At 68.8% G+C, this 22,064-nt stretch carries 18 protein-coding genes; 8 read left to right on the top strand and 10 right to left on the bottom strand.

Annotation, left to right across the window (positions count from 1 at the left end):
• Positions 1-33: 33 nt before the first annotated feature.
• The 5 genes from T8T98_RS11025 to crcB are packed head-to-tail and all read right to left on the bottom strand — an operon-like array spanning position 34 to position 3,206.
• Complete coding sequence (locus T8T98_RS11025) at positions 34-744, bottom strand: ATP12 family chaperone protein (protein ID WP_251105164.1); 711 nt, start codon at positions 742-744, stop codon at positions 34-36.
• Positions 741-947 carry a hypothetical protein gene (locus T8T98_RS11020; RefSeq protein WP_251105165.1) on the bottom strand — a complete coding sequence of 69 codons (207 nt, stop codon included), beginning with the start codon at positions 945-947 and terminating at the stop codon, positions 741-743. Before T8T98_RS11020 ends, T8T98_RS11025 begins: the two co-directional genes overlap by 4 nt.
• Positions 944-1,591: an HAD-IA family hydrolase gene (locus tag T8T98_RS11015; RefSeq protein WP_251105954.1), complete on the bottom strand. Its 648-nt coding sequence runs from the start codon at positions 1,589-1,591 to the stop codon at positions 944-946. Before T8T98_RS11015 ends, T8T98_RS11020 begins: the two co-directional genes overlap by 4 nt.
• A 2-nt stretch (positions 1,592-1,593) precedes the next feature.
• On the bottom strand, positions 1,594-2,796 hold the full coding sequence (locus T8T98_RS11010) for an RluA family pseudouridine synthase (protein ID WP_251105166.1): 1,203 nt from the start codon (positions 2,794-2,796) through the stop codon (positions 1,594-1,596).
• Positions 2,793-3,206 (bottom strand): fluoride efflux transporter CrcB, encoded by a 414-nt coding sequence (gene crcB / locus T8T98_RS11005; RefSeq protein ID WP_251105167.1) that lies wholly within the window; start codon positions 3,204-3,206, stop codon positions 2,793-2,795. Before crcB ends, T8T98_RS11010 begins: the two co-directional genes overlap by 4 nt.
• A 311-nt stretch (positions 3,207-3,517) precedes the next feature.
• Here crcB and rpsU point away from each other — a divergent pair, with 311 nt between their 5' ends.
• From rpsU to gatB, 6 genes are all read left to right on the top strand, one after another.
• Complete coding sequence (rpsU, locus tag T8T98_RS11000; protein ID WP_047807610.1) at positions 3,518-3,724, top strand: 30S ribosomal protein S21; 207 nt, start codon at positions 3,518-3,520, stop codon at positions 3,722-3,724.
• Between the two features lie 121 nt (positions 3,725-3,845).
• Positions 3,846-4,385 (top strand): FKBP-type peptidyl-prolyl cis-trans isomerase, encoded by a 540-nt coding sequence (locus T8T98_RS10995; protein ID WP_251105168.1) that lies wholly within the window; start codon positions 3,846-3,848, stop codon positions 4,383-4,385.
• 122 nt (positions 4,386-4,507) lie between these two features.
• Entirely contained in the window at positions 4,508-4,810 is a 303-nt protein-coding gene (gene gatC / locus T8T98_RS10990; protein WP_251105169.1) for an Asp-tRNA(Asn)/Glu-tRNA(Gln) amidotransferase subunit GatC, read from the top strand.
• An 85-nt stretch (positions 4,811-4,895) separates the two neighbouring features.
• The gene (gene gatA, locus T8T98_RS10985) at positions 4,896-6,395 is read left to right on the top strand and encodes an Asp-tRNA(Asn)/Glu-tRNA(Gln) amidotransferase subunit GatA (RefSeq protein ID WP_251105170.1); all 1,500 of its coding nucleotides are present in this window, start codon (positions 4,896-4,898) and stop codon (positions 6,393-6,395) included.
• The gene (locus T8T98_RS10980) at positions 6,392-6,733 is read left to right on the top strand and encodes a hypothetical protein (protein WP_160733841.1); all 342 of its coding nucleotides are present in this window, start codon (positions 6,392-6,394) and stop codon (positions 6,731-6,733) included. The genes gatA and T8T98_RS10980 overlap by 4 nt, the downstream gene beginning before the upstream one ends.
• On the top strand, positions 6,733-8,229 hold the full coding sequence (gene gatB / locus T8T98_RS10975; protein ID WP_251105955.1) for an Asp-tRNA(Asn)/Glu-tRNA(Gln) amidotransferase subunit GatB: 1,497 nt from the start codon (positions 6,733-6,735) through the stop codon (positions 8,227-8,229). Before T8T98_RS10980 ends, gatB begins: the two co-directional genes overlap by 1 nt.
• A 65-nt stretch (positions 8,230-8,294) precedes the next feature.
• Here the strand turns inward: gatB and T8T98_RS10970 are convergent, their stop codons facing one another.
• The 3 genes from T8T98_RS10970 to T8T98_RS10960 form a co-directional block, all read right to left on the bottom strand.
• Entirely contained in the window at positions 8,295-9,104 is an 810-nt protein-coding gene (locus T8T98_RS10970; protein ID WP_251105171.1) for an aminoglycoside adenylyltransferase domain-containing protein, read from the bottom strand.
• Between the two features lie 183 nt (positions 9,105-9,287).
• On the bottom strand, positions 9,288-9,593 hold the full coding sequence (locus tag T8T98_RS10965) for a hypothetical protein (protein WP_160733839.1): 306 nt from the start codon (positions 9,591-9,593) through the stop codon (positions 9,288-9,290).
• Positions 9,594-9,656: 63 nt separating this feature from the next.
• Positions 9,657-12,581: a M16 family metallopeptidase gene (locus T8T98_RS10960; RefSeq protein ID WP_251105172.1), complete on the bottom strand. Its 2,925-nt coding sequence runs from the start codon at positions 12,579-12,581 to the stop codon at positions 9,657-9,659.
• A gap of 206 nt (positions 12,582-12,787) precedes the next feature.
• Between T8T98_RS10960 and T8T98_RS10955 the strand changes: the two genes are divergently transcribed.
• Positions 12,788-14,290, top strand: coding sequence for an ATP-binding protein (locus tag T8T98_RS10955; protein WP_251105173.1), 1,503 nt, complete (start codon positions 12,788-12,790; stop codon positions 14,288-14,290).
• Positions 14,291-14,479: 189 nt separating this feature from the next.
• Positions 14,480-17,059: an ATP-dependent chaperone ClpB gene (gene clpB / locus T8T98_RS10950; RefSeq protein ID WP_251105174.1), complete on the top strand. Its 2,580-nt coding sequence runs from the start codon at positions 14,480-14,482 to the stop codon at positions 17,057-17,059.
• Between the two features lie 127 nt (positions 17,060-17,186).
• On the opposite strand, the gene T8T98_RS10945 is transcribed toward clpB, so the two are convergent.
• Positions 17,187-20,351, bottom strand: coding sequence for a TonB-dependent receptor domain-containing protein (locus T8T98_RS10945; RefSeq protein ID WP_251105175.1), 3,165 nt, complete (start codon positions 20,349-20,351; stop codon positions 17,187-17,189).
• A gap of 210 nt (positions 20,352-20,561) precedes the next feature.
• Positions 20,562-22,046 carry a 2OG-Fe(II) oxygenase family protein gene (locus tag T8T98_RS10940; protein WP_251105176.1) on the bottom strand — a complete coding sequence of 495 codons (1,485 nt, stop codon included), beginning with the start codon at positions 22,044-22,046 and terminating at the stop codon, positions 20,562-20,564.
• Between the last annotated feature and the right edge of the window lie 18 nt (positions 22,047-22,064).

The raw sequence follows: 22,064 nt of genomic DNA, 5'->3' as shown, positions 1-22,064 counted from the left end.
ATATAGCGATTCCATAGGCCCCACCGCCTCGGGCTAGGCCGCTCCCTCCTGGCGCCGCGCCAGCGCGGCGAACTCGCTGGCGGCCAGGAAGCGGGTGCGGCGCTGGTCGCGGCGGGCGGCGGCTTCCTCGTCGCGGCCCCACAGCTCGGCCTGCCAGTCTTCTTCCAGATTGGCCGCGTTCCACAGCGCCTCGGCATCGGCATCGTCGTGCAGCGCGGCCAGCGCGACGCAGAGCGAGGCGGCGAGCGATGCCATCGCGTGGACGCCTGACAGGGCGAAGTCGTCCGCCCCCTCCAGCCGGGCGCGCAGGGCGGCCAGCGTCGGGGCCGGCTGCGGACGGTGGATCACCCCGCTGACCCGTTCGAGGCGCACCCCCTCGCGCGCCTCCAGCGCGGTCACCAGCGGTTCCCAGACCTCGTGCTGGCGGCGATAGAGCGCGTCCTCGGGATCGGCGCGGTAGCACAGCGTATCGGTTTGCGCGAAAGCGAGCAGGCCGTCGATCGCGGCCGCGCGATCGCCCCGGACGACGTCGATCGCGTAATCGGCCAGGTCGCGCAGGACGAAGCCGGCGGTATCGATCGTTTCCCCCTGCCGGCGCCATTCGTCCGCCATCGCCTCCGCCAGGGCCCGCGTGGGCACGACCTGCGGGGCGCCGAGCGGGGTCCTGATCGCCCGCCCGTCGAGCGCGACGCGCCAGCCGTCCGCCTGCGGCGCGACCGAGACTTCGCGGTAGAAACGCTTCATTGCCGCGGCGTCCTCCACCGGCGGACGAGGATCATCGGCACGAGGAAGACCTCGAGCAGGCCGACCGCGATCAGGACGTAGCCGACCCCGTCGGCAAGATCAATCGCCCCGCGCAGCGCGAGAATGCCGAGGAGGATGAAGGCAATGCCGGTGAAACGGACCGCGACGATCGCGAAATGGCGCCCCATGGCGGGATCGTTCATGGCAGCAGGTCCTCCAGTTCGGCGGGGTGGGAGGCGACGAGCGCGGCCCCCGCCTCGCGCAGTTCGTCTTCGCTGTGGTATCCCCAGGCGACCCCGACCGCGCGCACGCCCGCGGCGCGGGCCATTTCCATGTCGAAGGTCGTGTCGCCGATCATCACCGCGTCGTCTGCCAGCGCGCCGGCTTCGGCCAGGGCGGCTTCCAGCATGGCGGGGTGGGGCTTGGACGGGTGCCGGTCGGCGGTCTGGAGAGTCACGAAACGTTCGGCCAGGCCATGGGTGGCAAGGCAGCTCGTCAGCCCCCGGTCGGACTTGCCGGTCGCGACCCCCAGCGTCCACCCGCGCCCGGCCAGGCCGGCGATCGCTTCGGCAATGCCGTCGAACAGCGGCTCTTCCAGCGTGCCGTCGAGCCGGCAGGCGCGAAACGCCTCCTTGTAGGCCTCGACCGCGTGGCGACGGCGCTCCTCCTCCGCCTCGGGCGCGAGCAGGCGCACCGCCTGCGGCAGGCTGAGGCCGACGATCCGCCGGATCGCGTGCCGTTCGGGCGCGGGCAGGCCGGCGCTGGCGAAGGCGGTTTCCATCGAGTTGCAGATCGGTGCCTGCCCGTCGACCAGCGTGCCGTCGCAATCGAATACCGCGAGCCGCACCGTCACTTGCGCCGCCCCTTTCCGCCGCCGGGCCGCTTCGGCCTGCCGCCCGCGTCGCCGCGCTGGCGCCGCTCGCCGCGCCGGGCCTTGCGATATTGCTTGGCGTGCTGGCGGGCGGCCTGCTTCTTCTCGGCGCGCGAGCGTTCGGGCGGTGCCTCGCGCAGCGGCTCGGCCGGGCTCGCCGCGGGATCGAAGCCGAGCTGTTCCATCGAGGCGGCGAAGTGTTCGGGCAGTTCGGCGGTCACGTCCAGCTTGCCGCCGGGTTTCCCGCCGCTGGCGGGCTGATCGATGATCAGGCGGCGCGCATGCAGGTGCATCTTGCGGCTGACGCTGCCGGTCAGGAAGGCTTCCTGACCGCCGTACTTGCCGTCGCCGACGATCGGGTGGCCGATCGCGGCCATGTGCACGCGCAACTGGTGGGTGCGCCCGGTCAGCGGCTCCAACTCCACCCAGGCTGCCTTCTTGCCCGCCCGGTCCACCACGCGATAGCGGGTGACCGCGCGCTGGCCGCCTTCCTCGTCGACATGCATCTTCTCGCCCCCGGTGCCCGGCTGCTTGGCCAGGGGGGCGTCGATCGTTCCTTCGGCCACGTCGGGCACGCCGACGACGAGCGCCCAGTAGACTTTCTTCGCGCTGCGCCCCGCGAACCGCTTGGAGTAAGATGCCGCGCTGCCCGGGGTGCGCGCGACCAGCAGGACGCCGCTGGTATCCTTGTCCAGCCGGTGGACGAGGCGCGGGCGCGGATCGTCCTCCCCCGGGGCGAAGGCGTCGAGCAGGCCGTCGACGTGGCGGTGGGTCTTGCTGCCGCCCTGGGTGGCGAGGCCGGGCGGCTTGTTGAGCACGATCGCCGATTTCGTCTCGGCGATGAGCATGGCCTGCGCCTCGGCAATCTCGGCCTCGGTCAGCGGGCGCCGGGCGCGCGGCTTGCGATGTGGCGCCTCGCCTCCCGGGGGCACGCGCACCGTCTGCCCGGCGGCCAGGCGATCTTCGGGCCGGGCGCGGCCGCCATCGACCCGGACCTGCCCGGTGCGCGCCCACTTCGAAATCGTCGCGAAGCCGACTTGCGGCAGGTGCCGCTTGAACCACCGGTCCAGCCGGATGCCGTCGTCGTCGGGATCGACGGTGAACTGGCGGACCTTGTGCGATTCGGCGCGCGCGCCCGAACGCGGGGGAGAGCGCCGATCGGGGGCGTCGCGCTCGCTCATGCCGCGATCCGCATCGCGATCAGGCCGACGTAGAGCGCGGTCAGCCCGGCGAGGACCGAGACCAGCGCGTAAGTCGCCGCCAGCCAGGGCTGGCCCCGCTCGATCAGCAGCATCAGCTCCAGGCTGAAGGCGGAAAAGGTGGTGAAGCCGCCCAGCAGGCCGACCCCGGCGAGCAGGCGCCACTGTTCGCCCGCCGATCCGCCGCCGTGGCGCGCCAGCCATCCGGCGAGCAGGCCCATCGCGCAGCCGCCGATGACGTTGACCGCCAGCGTGGCCCAGGGGAAGGCGGTCACGGCCTGGGGGCCGAGCAGGTGGGTCAGCAAGCGGCCGGCCTGGTAACGCAGGATCGCCCCGGCGCCGCCGCCGACGAAGACGTAGAGGCTGGCCGCGATCGGTGAAACGCTTGTCATGCGCCGCCCTTAGGGTCAAAACGGGGCGAGGTCGAGGATCGAGATGGCCGCGGGCGCGCCTTTCGCCGCACCGGCCGGGGCCCTTCGCCGCCGCGTGCGCGCACCACATGCCATGGGGCCTGTCATGGGGCCTGCCATGGACGTTGCCGCGCCGATCACGCGGGCGGCTTGCCAATTCGCGCGGATTTGCCTATGTGCCCGCTGGTTCGAGCCGGTCCGGAACGGATTCGGCGCGTTTTTCGTTTGATTCGTAAAGGCGCATCCCCCGCGCTGTGCGGGCTCTGCGCCGTTGCTGTGAGGTGTTTGAATTCATGCAGATCATCGTTCGCGATAACAACGTCGACCAGGCCCTGCGCGCGCTCAAGAAGAAGCTGCAGCGCGAAGGCGTCTATCGCGAAATGAAGCTGCGCCGCCATTACGAGAAGCCCAGCGAAAAGCGCGCGCGCGAGAAGGCCGCCGCCGTGCGCCGCGCGCGCAAGCTGGAACGCAAGCGGGCGGAGCGTGACGGCGCCAAGTAAGGTGCGGCCCGCGCCCCCGGCGGGGCGCGCGGCGATGCTTCGCGCTTGAACCCACAGCAGCGTTAAGCCTACAGGGCGCGGGAAGCGATTCCCGCGCCCTTTCGCATTTCAGGAACCTTGCATGACCGAAGTAACCCGCGTTCCGATCCAGCCCATCGCCAGGGGCAGCCTGATCAAGCTGTGGCTGGGCGTCCTCGTCGCGATCCTGCTCGCCGGCGGGCTCGCCTGGGCGGCGGTGCCGCAAGGCGTCTCGGTCGAGGTGGTCGAGGCGGGCGAAGGCGCGAGCCCCGCGCCCGACGACGTCGTCCTGGTCAACTATACCGGCAAGCTGGCCGACGGCACGGTCTTCGACGAAGGCCAGGCGACCCCGCTGCCGCTGGAAGGGATGATCGAGGGGTTCCGCGAAGGCGCGGTGAAGATGCAGAAGGGCGGCAAGTACCTGGTCGAGATCCCGGCCGAGAAAGCCTATGGCGGGGAAGAGAAGGTCAACCCGATGACCGGCGAAGTCGCCATTCCGGCGAACAGCGACCTGGTGTTCGAGGTGGAGCTGCTCGACTTCATGCCCTTCGAGCAGTTCCAGCAGCGGATGCAGGCCATGCAGCAGATGATGCAGATGCAGCAGCAGGGCCAGGGCGCCGGCGCGCCGCAACCGGGCGAGTAACCGCCGCCCGGCGCTGCGCCGCGGTGCCGCCCCGGCATCGGCATGCCAGCTTGAATGCCGCCCGGCGCGCTGCTAGCGCCCCGGCTATCCGCAATCCTTTCCAGCACGAAGGGCAAATCCGCATGTCCGTCGACCAGACCACCGTGGCGAAGATCGCCTCGCTGGCCCGCATCAAGATGAGCGAGGACGAGCTGGCGCGCATGGCGCCCGAGCTGTCGCAGATCCTCGACTGGGTCGAACAGCTCGGCGAAGTCGATACGTCGCAGGTCGAGCCGATGACCGCCGTGATCCCCAACAGCCTGCGCCTGCGCGCGGACGAGGTCGACGCGGACCCGCTGACCGGGGGCAACCGGCGCGACGACGTGCTGGCCAATGCCCCGGCGGCGGAACACGGTTTCTTCGGCGTGCCGAAGGTGATCGAGTGACGATGCCGGCGCTTGCCCCCGATCGTCCCGCGCCGCGGTTCAACCGCGAGCGTTTCGGGAACCGCCAAGTCCAGGACCACGCATCATGACCGAACTGACCGAACTCGGCGTCAAGGCGATCCGCGACGGGGTCGCGGCCGGCGATTTCACCGCCCGCGAAGTGGCGGAAGCCTTCAACGCGGCGGTCGCGGGCGCGGGCGCGCTCAACGCCTTCATCGTCGCCACGCCGGACAAGGCGATCGAAGCGGCCGAGCGGGTCGATGCCGATCGCGCGGCGGGCCGCGAGCTGGGGCCGATGGCCGGCGTGCCGATCGGGATGAAGGACCTGTTCGCGACCGAGGGGGTGCAGACCACCGCCGCGAGCCACATCCTCGAAGGCTTCGTCCCCCGCTACGAAAGCACGGTGTCGCAGAACCTGTGGAATGCCGGCGCGGGGATGCTGGGCAAGCTCAACCTCGACCAGTTCGCCATGGGCTCTTCCAACGAAACGAGCCATTTCGGCAATGTCGTCAGCCCCTGGCGGCGCAAGGACGGCGGGAACAGCCCGCTCGCGCCGGGCGGCTCGTCGGGCGGCTCCTCGGCCGCGGTCGCAGCCCGCATCGCGGCCGCGGCGACCGGCACCGACACCGGCGGCTCGATCCGCCAGCCGGCGGCCTTTACCGGGATCTGCGGGATCAAGCCGACCTATGGCCGGTGCAGCCGCTGGGGCGTGGTCGCCTTCGCCTCCAGCCTCGACCAGGCCGGGCCGATGGCGCGCGACGTGGCCGATTGCGCGATCATGCTGGGCGCGATGGCAGGTTTCGACCCGAAGGATTCGACCAGCCTCGACCTGCCGGTGCCCGCGTGGGAAGCCGGCCTGTCGGACGATCTGCGCGGCAGGAAAGTCGGCATCCCGCGCGAATACCGGATGGACGGGACCGACCCGGAAATCCTCGACAGCTGGGAACGCGGCAAGCAGTGGCTGCGCGATGCCGGGGCGGAGATCGTCGATATCTCGCTGCCGCACACCAAGTACGCGCTGCCCGCCTACTACATCATTGCCCCGGCCGAAGCCTCCAGCAACCTCGCCCGCTATGACGGCGTGCGCTACGGACTGCGCGAGCTGCCGGTGGACGCGGCGGGCAAGGCCGCGGGCCTGCAGGACATGTATGCCGCGACCCGTGCCGAAGGGTTCGGCGACGAGGTGAAGCGGCGCATCCTGATCGGGACTTACGTGCTCTCGGCCGGGTTCTACGACGCCTATTACAACCAGGCGCAGAAGATCCGCACGCTGATCGCGCGCGATTTCGAACGGGCCTGGGCCGAATGCGACGTGATCCTGGCGCCGACGACGCCGACCGCCAGCTTCCCGCTGGGCGAAAAGGCCGACGATCCGCTGGCGATGTACCTGAACGACGTCTTCGCCGTGCCCGCCAGCCTCGCCGGCCTGCCGGCGATGAGCGTGCCCGCCATGCTCAATCGCGACGGTCTGCCGCTGGGCCTGCAGCTTGTCGGCAAGCCGTTCGATGAACAGGGCGTGCTCAACGCCGGCCTCGCGATCGAACGGCGCGCGGGCTTCGACGCGAAGCCGGAGAAGTGGTGGTGACGATGGACCTGGCGACCCCGGGCGAGTGGATCGCATGGGGCGGCGTGGTTGTGCCCCTGATCGCGCTGGCCTGGTCGGCCGTGACATATGCCCTCGCCAAGCGGCGCGAGGTGCGCCACCAGCAATATCAGCGGTTCTTCCAGATCATGGATCACCTTGGCCGGGCGGACAGTTCCATCGCGTCCAAGATGGCGGCAGCTTACGAGCTGCGGAAGTATCCCGAATATGCCGAAGTCATTATCAACGTGTGCGAGAAGGCGGAAGTCGAAGGCCCCGCCACGCAGATGCTGAAAGAGGAAATGGCGGCGACCGCCGCCCACATGCGCGGAATCACATGATGAGCACTTATCGCATCCAGGGCGCAACCGGCGAATGGGAGGTCGTGATCGGCCTCGAAGTCCACGCCCAGGTCACGACCAACGCCAAGCTCTTTTCCGGCTCCTCCACCGCCTTCGGGGCGGAGCCGAACACGCAGGTCAGCCTGATCGACGCGGCAATGCCGGGGATGCTGCCGGTGCCGAACCGCGAATGCATCCGCCAGGCGGTCCGCACCGGCATGGCGATCGAGGCGCAGATCAACGCCTGGAGCCGGTTCGACCGCAAGAACTACTTCTACGCCGACCTGCCGCAGGGATACCAGATCTCGCAGCTCTACCACCCGCTTGTCGGCGAAGGTTCGCTGACGATCGAGGCGGACGAGAAGGCCGGTATCGGCGAAGACAAGGTGATCGGGATCGAGCGTATCCATGTCGAGCAGGATGCGGGCAAGCTGATGCACGACCAGCATCCGACGATGAGCTACGTCGATCTCAACCGCTGCGGCGTGGCGCTGATGGAAATCGTCAGCCGCCCCGACATGCGCAGCCCGGCGGAAGCGGGCGCCTATCTTCGCAAGCTGCGCACGATCCTGCGCTATGTCGGGTCGTGCGACGGGAACATGGAAGAAGGATCGATGCGCGCCGACGTGAACGTCAGCGTGCGCAAGCCGGGCGAGGAGTTCGGCACCCGGACCGAGACGAAGAACGTCAACTCGGTCCGCTTCGTCATGCAGGCGATCGAGCACGAGGCGCGCCGACAGGTGGACCTGATCGAGGATGGCGGCAAGGTGGTGCAGGAAACGCGGCTGTTCGATCCGAACAGCGGCACGACCCGCTCCATGCGCAGCAAGGAAGACGCGCACGATTACCGCTATTTCCCCGATCCCGATCTCCTGCCGCTCGAGCTGGACGAGGATTTCCTGGCCGAGTGCCGGGCCTCGCTGCCCGAATTGCCCGATGCCAAGCGCCGCCGGTACGTCGAGGAACTCGGCCTCAGCGATTACAACGCGCGCGAACTGACGGCCGAGGTCGAAACCTTCGCCCGTTTCGAAACCCTGCTGGCCGCAACCGCGAAGGGTATTGGCAAGAGCGAGAGCGAGGTCGCGACCCAGGTGGCCAACTGGTCGCTTTCGGTCGCGCCGGGGGTGATGAACGCGCTGGGCGACGAAGCGAACCCCGCCCATGCCACGGCCGAGGCCCAGGCCGCGATCCTGGCCATGCAGGCCGGCGGCGAGATTTCGGGCGGACAGGCGAAGGAGATCTTCGAAATCGTCCTCAAGACCGGCCGCGAACCGGGCGAGATCGCCGAGAGCGAAGGCCTGAAGCAGGTCAGCGATACCGGCGCGATCGAGGCCGCGATCGACGAGATCCTGGCGAAGAACGCCGACAAGGTGGAGGAATACCGCGGCGGCAAGGACAAGCTCTTCGGCTTCTTCGTCGGCCAGACGATGAAGGCCATGCAGGGCAAGGCCAACCCGGCGGTCGTCAACCAGCTGCTGAAGGCGAAGCTGGGGTAAGGCGCGGTCGGTCCCGCAGGCCCCCGCCGGGCCCGACGGGCCGCCAGGACCGCTAAGACGCCGCTTTACGATGACGATGGCCGAAAGGCGCGAATTCGGGCGCTCATCTCGGCCGCGGCCCGGTGTATCTCCGCTTCGCGCAGACGCGGATTGCCGGTTTCCACCTCCCCTTCCTGGCCAAGATAGATGTCTCGCGCGCGCGACAGGGCGCGTGCTCCCCGCGCGGACAAGCGCGGTACCGCCCAGTCGGCTGCGACATTCTTGGACACAAACCGGCCGGTGGCGAGGGTCAGCCACATCCGGGCCAGCGTGAGGAGCACATTCCGCTCGTCTCTTTCGATCGTGTCGAGAAGCGTGGGCAGGAGATCGCCGATCGCCCGCCGGATGTCGTCCGAAGGCACGTCAGGCACGAGGTTGGCGATATCGGGGCCGAGCAGGGGCAGGGCTTCATGCCGCGCCTGGGCCAGGAGCAAGGTGATCTCGGGATCCGGCCCGGCTTGCGGAACTTCGCCGCGTTCGATGGCCGGGCGCAGCCATTCGCCGTAGAGGAACACGCATTGCGCCGGATAGGGCGGTCTCTCGAGATCGCGGCGCTGGACGATCGCAACCTCGAGTGGTCTTCGCCCTCTCGGATCGTCCGGATAATGTCCGGAGATTGCCATGAGTTCTTCCGCCAGCGCGACCCGCGCAGCAGGGCTCGGCGGTCGATCGACGATGGCGAGCAGGTCCACGTCGCTGTGTTCGCGTAACCCTTCGCCGACGGCAGAACCGTGGAGATAAACGGCCGTCAGCGCTGGTCCCATCCGGCGCTGAAGCGTTGCCAGCGCCTCTGTCGCCTCGAGGGGAATGGCCGGTTCGCCGGTGCCGGTGTTCATGCTGCGCGGGTCGTCATCGAAATCTGGCCGATGGCTGCTTGCCTAGGGGCAGCGAGCTGGCCGGGCAACCGTGCCGTGCTGGCAGTCTGGGCAGGTCGAGGCCTGCGATGCAAAGAAAATACAACGAAAAAAGGGCCGCCGGAAACGCTCCGGCGGCCCTTCGGTTTTCGGTGATCGTGCAGATCAGCCGGTGCGCTGGCCGGTCATCGGCATGGCGCCGAACGCGCCGGCGTTGACGGTGCCGGTCAGCTGGTCGCCTTCGACCGTCGCCTTGCCTTCCAGCGTCATCGGCATCGGCACCGTCATGTCCATCTTCCAGGTCAGCGTGTTGCCGTCGATCTTGCCGTCCTTCACGTCCATCGAGCCGAGCGTGCCGGCGTTCTGGCCGGTGAAGGTCGTGCCGTCGTCGCTCGGGACCACGGTGAACGTGCTCTTCTGTTCCCCCATCGGGGTCTTGGTTACGCAGTCGTAAGTGCCGCCAACAGACATTGTCATCTCCTCGGTTGAAATCGAACCTAGCAATCGCCCCTGCTTACATCAATGTCAACGAGGTCATTCGCCCTCGGCGGTCTCGGCCCGGCGCACCTCGACCGGCAGGCCGACCGCCTCGAGCTGGGGCTCGACCACCGAGGCGTCGCCGACGACCACGAAGACCAGGTCCTCGCCCAGGAAGGCCGCCCGGGCCTGCTCGTCGAGCTGGGGCGCGGTCAGGCCGGCGTATTTCTCGGCCAGCGTCTCGTAATAGTCGTCCGGCCGGCCGTAGGTCACGATGTTGACCATGCCGCCCAGCACCGCGCGCGAGGTTTCGAACCGGCCCGGCAGCTCGCGCACGTTGCCATTGACGAGGCGGGTCAGCTCGGCCGCGGTTACGCCCTGGTCGTCGGTATAGGCCGACAGGTCCTTGCGCAGCTCGGCGATCGAATCCGCCGTGCGGTCGGCCTGGACCGGGGCGTAGATCAGGAAGCTCGACCGGTCGAGCGGCTGCTGCAGCAGGCTGCGCACGCCGTAGGACCAGCCTTTCGTCTCGCGCAGGTTCATGTTGATCCGGCTGAGGAAGCTGCCGCCGAACACCTCGTTGGCGGCGCCCAGCACGACCAGGTCGTCGGTCCCCTTCTGCTCGAGCACGCGCCCGGCGAGGATCACCGACTGCGGCGAATTGGGCCGGTCGATCAGGATCACGCGCGATTCCTGCTGCGGGATCGGCGCGTCGAAGTTCTTCTCCGGCGCGGGTTCGGCCGGGGCCTGCCAGTCGCCGAAGCTCGCCTCCAGCAGGCGGGTGACTTCGCCCAGCGTGGTGTCGCCCACGACGAAGACGCGCGCCTTGTCGGGCCGCAGCCAGGTGCGGTGGAAATCGCGGATCTCGTCGACGGTGAGCGTCTCGATCACCTCGGCGTGGCCGGTGCCGGAGGGCGGGATGCCATAGGGATGGCGCTCGCCGAACAGGATCGGGGCGAGCGCGCGCTGGGCGATCGCGCCGGGATTGTTCAGCTCGTTCTGGATCCGCGTCAGCTGCCGGGCGCGAACCCGCTCCAGTTCCTGCGGGTCGAAGGCGGGGTGGCGGATATATTCGGCCATCAGCTCCAGCGAGGGCGCGAGGTTGGGGGCCAGCGCGTCGAGCCCGACCGAGGTCGTGTCGGCATCGGCCGAGGCATAGAGGCTGGCGCCGAGCCGTTCCCTGGCGATCGCCAGCGCGGTCGAATCGAGCCGCCGCGTCCCTTCGTCCAGCAGCGAGAGCATCAGCGACTGGGTGCCCAGCCGGTCCTTCGGATCGGCCGAATAGCCGGCGTCGAAGTTCACCCGCACGGAAACGGTCGGCACCGCGTCGCGGCGGGCGAAGAAGACTTCCATCCCGTTCGACAGGGTCGCGCGCTCGATATCGGGGAAGTCGAGCGGCTTCAGCTCGCCCACTTCGGGCAGGCTCGACCGGTCCGCCTCGGCCGCCGCGGCGGCGGCCTGCATGGCGAAGGGGCCGGAATAGAACGCCGGGCCGGCCAGGCCGCCGCTGCCCGCCTCGGCCCCGGTGAAGAAGCCGCCGCGATGCTCGCCGCCTTCCTGCCGGTCGCCCGGCTCCACCGTCAGCGCGAAGACCGGCCGCGAGAGCCAGCGCGCCGTCACCTCGCGCACGCGCTCGGGCGTCATCGCGGCGGCCGCCTGCAGCACTTCGCGGTATTCGGCCGGGTTGCCCGAATAGAGCAGGCCCTGGGCCAGCGTCGGCGCCTTGCCATTGAACCCACCGACCTGCTCCAGCCCGCGGATCTCGCCGGCGGCATAGGTCGTGGTCGCGCGCTGCAGCTCGTCGGCGGTCGGCCCTTCGGCGATGAAGCGGGCGATCTCCGCGTCCAGCGCGGCGGCCAATTCGTCCTGGTCCACCCCGGGGCGGGCATCGGCATAGACCATGAACTGGCCCGCCTGGGCGAAGATCTGCGCGCTCGCGACGACCCGCACGGCCAGCTGCTTTTCGCGCACCAGCACGTTGTCGAGCCGCGAACTGGCGAGGCCGCCCAGGACCGTCGCCCCCATGCTCAGCGGCAGGTAGTCGGGGTTGTCGAGGCCGGGCACGGCCCAGGTGCGGTAGAGGCGCGGGCTGGCGATGCGATCGTAGATCGTCTTCGCCTTGGGTTCGGCCAGCGTCGGCACCGGCGCCTCGACCGGCTCGATCGCCGGGCCGGCGGGGATCGCGCCGAACCACTTCGTCACTTTCTCGCGCGCGGTCGCGGTGTCGATGTCGCCCGCCAGCACCAGGATCGCGTTGTTCGGCCCGTAGTGGTCGCGGAACCACTTGCGCACGTCCTCCAGCGTCGCGCTCGACAGGTCTTCCATCGAGCCGATCGTGGAATGGTGGTAGGGATGGCCGGAGGGGTAGAGGTTCTCCAGCTGCTCGTACTGGACGAGGCCGTAGGGCTGGTTGTCGCCCTGCCGCTTCTCGTTCTGGACCACGCCGATCTGGTTATCGAGCTTCTCCTGCGTCACCGCGCCCAGGAGATGGCCCATGCGGTCGCTTTCCAGCATCAGCGCCAGGTCGAGCGCGCCAGTCGGCACCGTCTGGAAATAGTTGGTCCGGTCGAACCAGGTCGTGCCGTTGAAATCGGTCGCGCCGACTTGCTGCAGCGGCTCGAAGAAATCGCCCGGCGCGTTCTCGCTGCCGTTGAACATCAGGTGTTCGAACAAGTGGGCGAAGCCGGTCTTGCCCTCCGGCTCGTGCTTGGAGCCGACGCCGTACCACACCGAGACCCCGACCACGGGGGCCTTGCGATCCTCGTGAACGATGACCGTCAGCCCGTTGTCGAGCTGGAACTGCTCGTAAGGGATCGAAACGCTTTCGATCAGCTCGGCAACCGGTGCCGGCTCCCCGATCACGGCGGCGGCTGCGGCGGCGGGATCGGCGGCGGCCGGTTCGGCGACGGTGCGGGCCTGGGCCGCGGTGCCGGCGGCCAGCGCGAGCGCGGCGAGGCTGACTGTGGCGAGCTTGAATTTCATGGCTTTCCCCCGGAAGCGATTCGAAAAAGATCGCGCGATCCTAGGCCCGGGCCCGCGATTCGACACGTTTTTTCGGCCAACTGCATGACCGGGCGGACCGGTGCCTGCCGCCCGGGCGCGCGACCGGGGAAGGGCGGCAACTTGCCTCGGGATAACTCGGCCTGCCCCCTTCCGGCGCGGGGATTCGGCCCGCTACCCCCGGGGGCGTGAAAGCGACGATCACCATCGGCCATGATGCGGGCGGGGCGCCGGTCGACTTCGACGTCGAGGAGCTTCTCGCCACGCGCCTGCTCGTCCAGGGCAATTCGGGCAGCGGCAAGTCGCACCTGCTGCGCCGCGTTCTGGAAGAAAGCGCCCAGATGGTGCAGCAGGTGGTGATCGACCCGGAAGGGGACTTCGTCTCGCTGGCCGAACCGTTCGGCCACGTGGTGATCGACGGTGCGGCCTATTCCGCGGCGGAGATCGAGGCGCTCGCCCGCCGCATCCGCGCGCACCGCGCCTCGGTCGTCCTCGCGCTCGAGGGGCTGGAGGTCGAACAGCAGATCCGCTGCGCCGCCCAGTTCCTGACCGCGCTGTTCGATGCCCCGCGCGAACACTGGTACCCGGCGCTGGTGGTGGTGGACGAGGCGCAGATGTTCGCCCCCTCGGTCGCGGGCGAGATCGCCGAGGATACCCGGCGGATGACGCTGGGCGCGATGACCAACCTCATGTGCCGCGGGCGCAAGCGCGGGCTGGCCGGGATCGTCGCGACCCAGCGCCTGGCCAAGCTGGCCAAGAATGTCGCGGCCGAGGCGTCCAATTTCCTCATGGGCCGCACGTTCCTCGACATCGACATGGTCCGCGCGGCGGACCTGCTGGGGATGGAGCGGCGCCAGGCCGAACGTATCCGCGAGCTGGAACGCGGCCATTTCCTCGCCCTCGGCCCCGCGATCAGCCGCCGGCCGCTGGCGGTGAAGATCGGCCCGGTCAAGTCGGGCAGCGCGGCGCGCAAGGACGGGCTGATGCCGCTGCCCGATGCCGCGCCGGAGGAGATGGAATCGCTCCTCCTCGGCGATCTCGCGAGCGAGGCGGCAAAGCCCGTTCCCGCGCCGCCGCCGCCGCCTCCGGCCCCCGCGCCCGAACAGCTGGTGGAGGCGATGGCGGCGGCCGGGCAGCAGGGCGCGTCCTCTGCCGGCGAAGGCAGCGGCGAAGGTGCCGGCGCCCGGGGCGGGGCGGGCGACGGCGCGCCCGCGCCCGATGCGGGCGGCACGTCGGAAGACATCGAGGGCGTGATTGCCGCCATGGCACGCGAGGACGGGGCGACGTTCCAGTCCGCCTCCGCCCTCTACCAGGGCTTCCTGCTGCGGTGCCGCAAGCTGCGGCTGGTCGGCCCCCTGCCGGACATGACCGCCTTCCGCCGCCGTTTCGCCATTGCCAGCGCCGGGCTCGACCGGCTCGACGAGGAGATGCGCGCGCGCATCCTCGGGCTCGCGCAGAACGTGCCTGACGACGTGCTCGCCCCCTATCTCGCGATCGCCGCCGCCGCGGCGGAGGGGCTGGCTGCGCCCGAGGACGAGGAACTGGCGCGGGTCTACGGCTCGCGTTCGCCGGGCCGCATCCGCCGGCTGCTCGAACACATGGAGCGGTTGGGCCTCGTCGTCGTGCGGCAGGATTTCGGCGGTGGGCGCAGCCTCCTGGTCCCGGGGATCGAGAGCGTCGCCAGCGACTGAGCGCGCGCCGCCTCCGCCGGCCCGGCGCGCCATCGGCCCGCGGGCGGCAAGATTTTCGCCTTTTCCCTCGCCACGCGCCCCCGCGGTCCTATATCTTGGTAACACACCTTCCCGCGCTGGTGCGGAGAGGGCTTGTGTTGCAAACGGGCAACACCATATCGAGCCGGTACTCAGGACAAGGGATCCGTGATGAATCTCGAAAAATTCACCGATCGCGCCAAGGGCTTCCTCCAGTCGGCGCAGACTATCGCCATCCGCATGAACCATCAGCGGATCAGCCCCGAACACCTGCTCAAGGCCCTGCTGGAAGACAGCCAGGGTATGGCCTGGCAGCTGATCGAACGCGCCGGCGGCAATCCGCGGCTGGCGGTGGACGAGGTCGATGCAGCACTGGCGAAGGTGCCGGCCGTCTCCGGCTCGGGCGCGCAGCAGACGCCGGGGCTGGACAACGATGCGGTGCGCCTGCTCGACCAGGCGGAAAAGCTGGCCGACAAGGCGGGCGACAGCTTCGTGCCGGTGCAGCGTATCCTCCAGGCGCTGGCGCTTTCCGCCGACAGTGCGGCGGGCCGCGCGCTCAAGGCCGCCAATGTCGATGCGAAGGCGCTCGAGGCCGCGATCCAGGACGTTACCGGCGGCCGCACGGCAGACAGCGCCGGGGCGGAAGAAAGCTACGACGCGATGAAGAAATATGCCCGCGACCTGACCCAGGCCGCGCGCGACGGCAAGCTCGACCCCGTGATCGGGCGGGACGAGGAAATCCGCCGCACCGTGCAGATCCTTGCCCGGCGGACCAAGAACAACCCCGCGCTGATCGGCGAGCCCGGTACCGGCAAGACCGCGATCGCCGAAGGGCTGGCGCTGCGCATCGCCAACGGCGACGTGCCCGACAGCCTGAAGGGCCGCACGCTGATGGCGCTCGACATGGGCGCGCTGATCGCGGGGGCGAAGTATCGCGGCGAGTTCGAGGAACGGCTGAAGGCCGTGCTGGACGAAGTGAAGGGGGCCGAAGGGCAGATCATCCTGTTCATCGACGAGATGCACACGCTGATCGGGGCCGGCGCGTCGGAAGGCGCGATGGATGCCTCCAACCTGCTCAAGCCCGCGCTCAGCCGGGGCGAACTGCACTGCATCGGCGCGACCACGCTCGACGAGTACCAGAAGTACGTCGAGAAGGACCCGGCGCTTCAGCGGCGGTTCCAGTCGGTCTATATCGACGAGCCGACGGTGGAAGACACGATCTCGATCCTGCGCGGGATCAAGGACAAGTACGAGCTGCATCACGGCGTGCGCATCACCGACAGCGCGATCGTCGCCGCGGCGCAGCTTTCCAACCGCTATATCCAGAACCGCTTCCTGCCCGACAAGGCGATCGACCTGATGGACGAGGCCGCGAGCCGCATCCGCATGGAAGTGGAAAGCAAGCCGGAAGAGATCGAGGCGCTCGACCGCCGGATCATCCAGCTCAAGATCGAGGAACAGGCGCTGGGCAAGGAAAGCGACCAGGCCTCGCGCGATCGCCTCGCCGCGCTGCGCGAGGAGCTGGCCAACCTCGAACAGCAGTCGGGCGAACTGACCGCGCGCTGGCAGAACGAGCGTGACAAGATCCATGCCGAAAGCCGGCTGAAGGAAGAGCTGGACCAGGCGCGGATCGAGCTGGAACAGGCGCAGCGCGCGGGCGACCTCGCGAAGGCGGGCGAGCTGTCGTACGGCCGCATCCCCGAGCTGGAGAAGCAGCTGGCCGAAGCCCAGGGCCATACCGAGAACGCCCTCCTGCGGGAGGAAGTGACGGAGGAAGACATCGCCTCGGTCGTCAGCCGCTGGACCGGGGTGCCGATCGACAAGATGATGGAAGGCGAGCGGGAAAAGCTGCTCCAGATGGAATCGATCCTCGGCCAGCGGGTGATCGGGCAGGAACAGGCGGTGCAGGCCGTTTCCAAGGCCGTGCGCCGCGCGCGCGCCGGGTTGCAGGACCCGAACCGGCCGCTCGGCAGCTTCCTCTTCCTCGGCCCCACGGGCGTGGGCAAGACCGAGCTGACCAAGGCGCTCGCCGGCTTCCTGTTCGACGACGACGACGCCATGGTCCGCATCGACATGAGCGAGTTCATGGAGAAGCACGCGGTCGCCCGGCTGATCGGGGCGCCGCCAGGCTATGTCGGTTACGAGGAAGGCGGCGTGCTGACCGAGGCGGTGCGGCGCCGCCCTTACCAGGTCGTGCTGTTCGACGAGGTCGAGAAGGCCCACAACGACGTGTTCAACGTCCTGCTCCAGGTGCTCGACGACGGGCGGCTGACCGACGGGCAGGGCCGGGTGGTCGATTTTTCGAACACGCTGATCATCCTCACCAGCAACCTCGGCAGCCAGTTCCTGACCCAGATCGAGGATGGCGAAGGGGTGGAAAGCGTCGAAGGCCAGGTGATGGATGTCGTGCGCGGCCATTTCCGGCCCGAGTTCCTCAACCGGCTGGACGAGATCATCCTGTTCCACCGCCTGGCGGCCGAACACATGGCGCCGATCGTCGACATCCAGGTCGCGCGGGTGCAGAAGCTGCTGGCCGATCGCAAGATCACGCTCGACCTGACCGACGCAGCCCGCCGCTGGCTGGGCCGGGTCGGCTACGATCCCGTCTACGGCGCCCGCCCGCTCAAGCGCGCGGTCCAGCGCTACCTCCAGGACCCCCTGGCCGAGCGCCTCCTGGCCGGCGAAGTGCCCGACGGCAGCACGGTCGAGGTTGACGAAGGCGACGGCGAACTGGCGATATCGGTCGCCTGAGGACGGGGGGCGGGGCGCCGCGTGGCCGCCGCCGGCGCCGCCATTTCGCGGGCAAACGAAAAAGGGCCCCGGTTTCCCGGGGCCCTTTCTCTTGTCCGTTCGGGCCGAGGCCCGGTGCAACGGCCGATCAGAGATCGAGCGTGAAGCCCGCGTAGTAGTAGCGGCCGAACGTGTCGTACGGATCGCCACCGGCGGTGCCCAGCTGCCCGAAGGGCGGCTGCTTGTCGAACAGGTTATCGACGCCAATGAAGAAATTGAAGTCGTTGCCCGGCAGCTCGTAGTTCAGTCGGATGTTGTGATACGTCCGCCAGCTGAACGTGTGCTTCTCGAACTGATCCGGGTTGGCCGGATCGAGCGTCGTCAGCTCGCCCGGGGTGCAGGTGCCACCCGAGGAACCGGTCGAACCCGAGGACGGGCAGATGCCGGTGTAGGGGTTCGAGTTCTCGTACGCGCTCTTGTACATCGAGTCGAGGAACCGCATCGACCAGGTGATGTCGAACTCGCCGAAGTCGTAGTTGAAGTTCGCCGAAGCGGCCCAGTCCGGATCGCCGAGTTCGCTCTTGATGCGGTTCGGATTGACCGGGCTGGTCGGGTCCTCGAAGAAGTTCAGCGTGAGCAGGTGGGTCGCGATGGCCCGGAAGCTCAGCCGGTGGCCGTTGTCGAACGTGCGACGATAGGCAAGGTCGAAATCGATGCCTTCGGTCTTGCGCGAGGCGAAGTTGATGCCCCCCGCGATAACCGCCACGTCCGGATCGAACAGGCCCGTGGTCGGATCACGCTGCACGGTCGCGCAGTAGGGGTTATCGATACCCTGCGGCGCGTCGTAGCAGTTGTTGATGATCGTCTGGGCACCGAGAACCGCGATCTGGTCCTCGATTTCGATGTTGTAGTAATCGACCGTGAAGTTGAGGCCCGGGATGAACCGCGGCTCGACCACGACGCCGAGCGTCAGCGACTTGCCCTTCTCCTCGGTCAGGGTGGGGTTGCCGCCCTGCGTGAACGAGGTCGAGGAAGTCCGTGCCGTGCAGTTCAGGAACGGATCGCCCAGCGCCAGCGGGAACGACGTGCCGTCGCAGGCGGCAACGAGCGCCGCGTTTGCCGTCGTCGGAACGCCTGCTGCAGCACAGTTGTCGGCCCGGTTCGGGTTGTTCCCGATATTCTGCTGGTCGCAGGGATCGGAAATGAACGCGAAGTTCTGCGAAGCCGGCGAGTAGAGATCGCTCTGCGTCGGCGCACGGACCGAGGTCGCGTAAGCCGCGCGGAAGCGGATGTCCGGGACCGGGGCATAGATGCCCTGGATGTTGTAGGCCCAGACCGTGCCGGTCGCCGAGTTGTAATCGGAAACGCGGGCCGCACCGCTGATCGTCAGCTCTTCGGCGAAGGGCATGTTGGCCAGGATGGGCAGGCTGAGTTCGCCGAACGCTTCCTTGACCGTCAGCTTGGGCGGATCGAACGGCTGGATGGCGTTGAGGAACGTGCCCCCGCTCGCCGTCAGGTCGTCGAACGCGCTGTAGGCTTTCTCTTCACGATACTCGGCACCCAGGGCGAAAGCGACCGGGCCGCCCGGCAGTTCGAAGACCTGCGACAGGTCGCCGCTCACCGAGGCGAGCGCCACGAACTGCTCCGCCTGTTCCTGGCGGAGCGCGGTCGTGTTGACGTATTCCAGCGCTTCCTTGCTCGGTGCGCCATAGCCGAAGACGTTGATCGGAACACAGGCCGGGTCGTCATTGGTCGGATCGGCGTCGACGTTGATGCGGCAGACGATATTGCCCGTCCCGTCGTCAACGGCATCGATCGCGACGTTGAAACCGGTCGGGTTGCCGTCGATGTCGAACAGCAGCAGGTTGTTCAGCGAACGCATCTCGGTTTCGAGACGGCCGTAGTTCAGCGAGACTTCGTAGTTCCAGTCGTCGTTGAACGTGCCTTCGACACCGCCGACGATGCGATAGGTATCGCGATCGTGCAGTTCGCCCCGGCCGCCGAAGTCGACGTTGAAGCGCGAGAGCGGGAACGTGCCCGTGGCAGGATCGGTGCAGAGGCCGAAACCCTGCAGCACGCCCAGCGCCTGCGCGCTGAGGAACCCGTTGTCGCAGCGCATGTCGGGGCCGCCGACAAAGCCGGGACCGCCGACGAAGAAGCTCGGCTGCCCTTCCTGGATGGCGTCGATGTGAACGTACTTCGCCTCGACGAAGGGGCGGAATGCGTCGCTGACGTCGTAGCGCGCCAGCAGGTTGAGCGTGTAGCGCTCGAGGCCGGCAGCGAGCTGACCGGTGTTGCGCAGGGTCGAGCCGTTGCCGCCGATGACGTTGCCGGTGAACGGGCCGATATAGCCGCCGTTGTCGATCACGAGGTCGCCGTCGGGGGTGAAGATCAGCGCGTCGCCGTCACCCAGGCCGCCGATCGTGCCGCCGTCGGAAACCGAGCGGTTGCGGATGCCGCAAACCGGCTCGTTGTCGAACCCGTTGTAGAGCGGGCCGCCTTCGACGTTGTTGAACTGGCAGCGCCCGCTGTAGGCACCGGTCAGCTCGTCCCGTTCGTTGAAGTAAAGCGGATCGGTCTTGGCCCACTCGGCCGCGACCGAGACGTTGCCCCGGCCATCGGCGAAGTTCTTGCCGTAGACGCCGGACAGGAACCGCGTCGCACGATCGCCGCGCTCGGAAATGCCGGCCTGGCCCTTGATCGAGAGCCCGTCGAAATCGCGCTTGAGAATGAAGTTGACGACACCGGCGACGGCATCCGAGCCGTAGACCGCCGAATTGCCGCCCGTCACCACGTCGACGCGTTCGAGCAGGTCGACCGGGATCGTGTTGATGTCGACCAGGTAATCGCCCGGCGATGCGGTGATGTGGCGCTTGCCGTTGACGAGAACGAGCGTCCGGCTGGTGCCGAGACCGCGAAGGTCGAGCAGGTTCAGGCCGGCGGTGCCGATGAAGCGGGTCGAGTTGCCCTGGCTGAAGGTCGAGCGCAGCGACGGCAGGTCGTTCAGCGCGTCACCCAGCGAGATGTCGCCGGTATTGGTCAGCTCTTCGGGCGTGACCGAGGTGATCGGCGTGGGCGAGCTCAGCGTCGGGCGCGAGATGCGCGTGCCGGTGACGACGATGGCCGAGCTTTCGATGACGGCATTGTCGGCTTCGTCGGCGTCGCAGACGCCGTTGCCGTCTGCATCGACGCAGTCGGCTGCCGCCTGGTCCTGCGCGAATGCGGGCGTTGCGAACGCGGCGAGCGACAGGGCTGCCACGCCGGCGCCGGCGAACAGACGTGCCTTGCCGCCGGTGAGTCGTGAATGTTTCATGCTGTTCAGTCCCCCTGAAGCGCCGAAGGAACGGCGCGCAAGTTAGGTCGTCAAACACGCCGGGAACACGAAGCCCCGGCCTGTTCAGAGACAACCGATGCGACACCGCGGGATTGGTCGCAAATGAAAACAGATTGTCCCGAAACGTTCGCGTCGCGATGTAGCGGAAATGCAACAGTCGGGCGCCACTGGGCGCAGGTTTCGCCGGCGTTAACCGTCGCGATTCGCAGCGGGCGGGGCGGGGGCGATGTCGAAGGCGATCGTCAGCCGCTCGCCGCTCCCGATGGGGCGCGTGCCGTGCCAGGTCGTGGACGGGAACAGCACGAGCTTGCCGGGGGCGGGTTCCACCTCGCGCAAGGGATCGATCGCGACGTTCAGCTCTGCCGGCGGTTGCCCCAGGGCGAGCCAGCCGGCTCGCGGGTCCTCGGGCGGGCTTTCCGGCGCGGCGAAGTAGAGCGCCGCGCTGATCCACCCCTCCGGGTGGACGTGGTTCGCGTGGTGCCCCCCTCCGGTCAGGCGGACCGACCATGCCCCGGCGATGCGCGGACGATCGGGCCGACGGGCGGGGAGGGGGTGCCGCTCGTCGCTGGGCAGATCCGCCATGTATTGCGCGACCTGGCTGGTGATCGCGCGGCGCAGGGCGATCAGTTCCGGTTCGATCCGCGCGAAGAGCGGGCCGTCGGTCTGGGTTCCCTTGCGTACCGACTGGCCGAGGCACTCGGCGCGCGACCGGTGCAGGCCGCGTAGGAAGCGCGCCATGGCTGCCGCCTCCTCGCGGCCGAGCAGTTGGAATGTTCGTACGAATTCGGGGCGATGGAGCCATTGCGCCCGCTGGTCGCCGAGCAGGCGCCAGGCTGTTCCCAGCCAGGGCCAGACATGGTTGGCGCCGGGCGCCTCCGCCAGCGGCTCACCGATGGCGGCTGCACGATCCGGGCGCCCGGCGCGCACGTGATGGCGCATGACGTGGCTTGCAAGTTCGGGCGAACCGACCGGCAGGAGCGGTGCGAAGGCCGCGTCGGCCGCTGCGATCCGGCCCAGTTCCGACAGGGCGATCGCCTTGTAGATGGAAAGCCCCGCACTCGCGCCCAGGGCTTGCTCGCAGTCGTCGGCGAAGGCTGCCAGTTCGGCGAAGTCCTGGCCGCGGTAGAGGATATCGAGCTTGGTCGCGCGCAGTTGCGCGTCCTGCCGATGGCTGGCGATCGCGTGGTCGAGCGTGGCGAGCTTTTCGTCGGCGTGGCCCTGGGCGGCCAGCATTTCGGCCAGGTGCCGGTGTCCGTCCGCCCATTGGGGGCTCGTGCGCAGCAGGGCGCGCAACTCGTCGATCGCCCGGGTGGCGTGCCCCTCGGCCACGAGGGCGGAAGCGCGCCCGACGAGCAGCGCGCCGTCGCCCGGGGCAAGGGCGAGCGCCGCGTCGTAGCGATCGACCGCGGGCAGCCCGGCCTCCAGCGTCGCGCGGGCGAGCGCGTGCGCGGTAACGGCGCTCGCCGGATCGAGCGCGGCGGCCTGCACGAAGGCGGCGATCGCGCGCTCGGTCTCCAGCTCCGCGCGCCACAGCGTGCCGAGCGTGTGCCAGAGACGGGAATTATCGGGCGAAGCGCGGAGGCGCTCCTCCAGCCGGGGGATCCACGCATGGCCCTTGCCGGCCTTGCGCGCGGCGATCGCGCCGCGGATCAGGCTGTCGTCGTCCAGCGCCAACTCGTTATCGCGGCAGGG

The organism is Pelagerythrobacter marinus, from assembly GCF_034375205.1.
Taxonomy (GTDB): domain Bacteria; phylum Pseudomonadota; class Alphaproteobacteria; order Sphingomonadales; family Sphingomonadaceae; genus Pelagerythrobacter; species Pelagerythrobacter marinus.
The sequence above is the reverse complement of the archived record's forward strand: the minus strand, read 5'-3'. Positions and strand labels throughout refer to the sequence as shown.

Coding starts and splice junctions, on each gene's coding strand:
- T8T98_RS10945 (WP_251105175.1), bottom strand. CDS start 20,351: ATGAAACATTCACGACTCACCGGCGGCAAGGCACGTCTGTTCGCCGGC.
- T8T98_RS10995 (WP_251105168.1), top strand. CDS start 3,846: ATGACCGAAGTAACCCGCGTTCCGATCCAGCCCATCGCCAGGGGCAGC.
- T8T98_RS11025 (WP_251105164.1), bottom strand. CDS start 744: ATGAAGCGTTTCTACCGCGAAGTCTCGGTCGCGCCGCAGGCGGACGGC.
- gatB (WP_251105955.1), top strand. CDS start 6,733: ATGAGCACTTATCGCATCCAGGGCGCAACCGGCGAATGGGAGGTCGTG.
- gatA (WP_251105170.1), top strand. CDS start 4,896: ATGACCGAACTGACCGAACTCGGCGTCAAGGCGATCCGCGACGGGGTC.
- rpsU (WP_047807610.1), top strand. CDS start 3,518: ATGCAGATCATCGTTCGCGATAACAACGTCGACCAGGCCCTGCGCGCG.
- T8T98_RS11010 (WP_251105166.1), bottom strand. CDS start 2,796: ATGAGCGAGCGCGACGCCCCCGATCGGCGCTCTCCCCCGCGTTCGGGC.
- T8T98_RS10960 (WP_251105172.1), bottom strand. CDS start 12,581: ATGAAATTCAAGCTCGCCACAGTCAGCCTCGCCGCGCTCGCGCTGGCC.
- crcB (WP_251105167.1), bottom strand. CDS start 3,206: ATGACAAGCGTTTCACCGATCGCGGCCAGCCTCTACGTCTTCGTCGGC.
- gatC (WP_251105169.1), top strand. CDS start 4,508: ATGTCCGTCGACCAGACCACCGTGGCGAAGATCGCCTCGCTGGCCCGC.
- clpB (WP_251105174.1), top strand. CDS start 14,480: ATGAATCTCGAAAAATTCACCGATCGCGCCAAGGGCTTCCTCCAGTCG.
- T8T98_RS10970 (WP_251105171.1), bottom strand. CDS start 9,104: ATGAACACCGGCACCGGCGAACCGGCCATTCCCCTCGAGGCGACAGAG.
- T8T98_RS10965 (WP_160733839.1), bottom strand. CDS start 9,593: ATGTCTGTTGGCGGCACTTACGACTGCGTAACCAAGACCCCGATGGGG.
- T8T98_RS11020 (WP_251105165.1), bottom strand. CDS start 947: ATGAACGATCCCGCCATGGGGCGCCATTTCGCGATCGTCGCGGTCCGT.